This window comes from Dietzia sp. DQ11-44, assembly GCF_014145205.1.
In the GTDB taxonomy this organism is placed as follows: Bacteria; Actinomycetota; Actinomycetes; order Mycobacteriales; family Mycobacteriaceae; genus Dietzia; species Dietzia natronolimnaea.
The window spans coordinates 1-1,674 of sequence record NZ_JAALEC010000579.1 but is presented as its reverse complement, the minus strand read 5'-3'; the positions used below and the strand labels follow the sequence as shown (position 1 = coordinate 1,674).

Below are 1,674 nucleotides of genomic sequence, written 5' to 3'. Positions count from 1 at the left end.
GGATCACCACGTCGGGCCGCAGTCCGCGCGCCGCCATGTCCCGGCCCGTGAGCCGGGCCTGGAGGTGGCCGGTCTCGGAGAGCCGGTCGTAGTCGCCGCTCCCGAACGAGGCCTGCCCGTGGCGGACCAGGTGGATGGCCCCCATCAGCGATCGACCCCCGTCACGTGCGGTTCCCCGTCCCCGGCAGGCCACCGAGGAGCCCGCCGATCTTCTGGCGCGCGTCGTGCACCCCGCCCGCGAGCAGCGGCAGGACGACCCTGGGCACCGCGAGCAGCTCCGGGATCACGTCGCGCGGGCTGATCCGGGTGGGCGTCAGCCGCCCCTCGCCGGTGCGGATGATGCGCAGGCACCGCTGTTCGAGGAACCCCACCGCGGGCCGGAACGCGCGGAACGCCGGATTCGTCGTCTGACCGTGGAAGAAGCGGTGGTTGATCTGCTGGGCGATCACCGCGAGGCGGAACAGTCCGAAGACCTCGTAGAACCGCCAGTCGTCCTCGCTGATCGCCAGGCCCGACCGCTCGGCGTAGCGCTCGACGACCTCCCACCGGGTGAGCATCCCGGGCGCGTGAGTGGGCTGGCGCCGGAACGCCTTGAACACCGGGCCGTCCCCGTCCTCGACCCAGTAGGCCAGGGCGCCACCCAGATCCATGAGCGGGTCACCGACGGTCGCCATCTCCCAGTCCAGGACGCCGATGACGGAGGTGACGTCGCCGGGGTCGAGGACCAGGTTGTCGAAGCGGAAGTCGTTGTGGACCAGGCAGTGGCCCACGTCGTCCGGCTGATTGGCGTCCAGCCACTTCATCACCGGCGCGAAGTCGGGCACGTCGGGGGTCCGCGCGCGGCGGTAGCGGGCCGACCACCCCTCGACCTGCCTGCGCACGTAGCCCTCGCCACGGTCGAGGTCGTCCAGGCCGGCGGCCCGGACGTCGACGGCGTGCAGGTCCACCAGGGCGTCGACCGCCCGTTCGGACAGACGCCGGATGGTGGCCCTGTCCGCGCGGAGTTCCCGGGGGAGGTCCTTGCGCAGGATCGTGCCCTCGAGTCGCTCCATCACGTAGAAGTCGGACCCGATCACCGACTGGTCGTCGCAGAACCCCACCATCCGGGGCACCAGCGGGTACACCGGGCGGAGCGCCGACTGGACGCGGTACTCGCGCTTCATGTCGTGGGCGCCGCGGGCCTTGGTGCCGGTCGGCGGGCGGCGCAGCACCAGGTCCACGCCGGGATATCGCAACACGTAGGTGAGGTTGGACGCGCCTCCCGAGAACTGGCTCACCTCGGGGATGACCGGCTCGTCGTCGTCACCCAGGTCCACTCCCGCCAGGACGTCCGCGTGGTCGGGGGTGACGGAACGCAGCCAGGCCGCGACCGCCTCCACGTCGAACGCGTCCTCCCTGCGCACCGCGCCCGCGCCCGGGATCCTGCGGCTCAGGGGCGAGGCCCCGTGCGGTCGGCTCATCGGCCCGACTCTGCATCCGTAGTGGCTCCGGCGGCGTCGCGGTACGGCGCGAGCATCGCCCGGGCGACCACACCGAGGTGGACCTCGTCGGGGCCGTCGGCCAGGCGGAGCGAGCGCGCGGTGGCGTAGGCGCCGGCGAGTGGGAAGTCGTCGCTCATCCCGCCGCCACCGTGCAGCTGCAACGACATGTCGATCACCTTCTGGGCCATCTTAG

The 1,674-nt window shown here is 72.2% G+C and carries 2 protein-coding genes; both read right to left on the bottom strand.

Annotated elements, in window-relative coordinates:
- Positions 1–161 precede the first annotated feature (161 nt).
- A complete protein-coding gene (locus tag G6018_RS13685; protein WP_182639903.1) occupies positions 162–1,460 on the bottom strand; it encodes a phosphotransferase family protein in 1,299 nt (432 codons plus the stop codon).
- Positions 1,457–1,674: acyl-CoA dehydrogenase family protein (locus G6018_RS13680; protein WP_277817781.1), on the bottom strand; the 218-nt coding region annotated here is incomplete at its 5' end. The genes G6018_RS13680 and G6018_RS13685, both read right to left, overlap by 4 nt.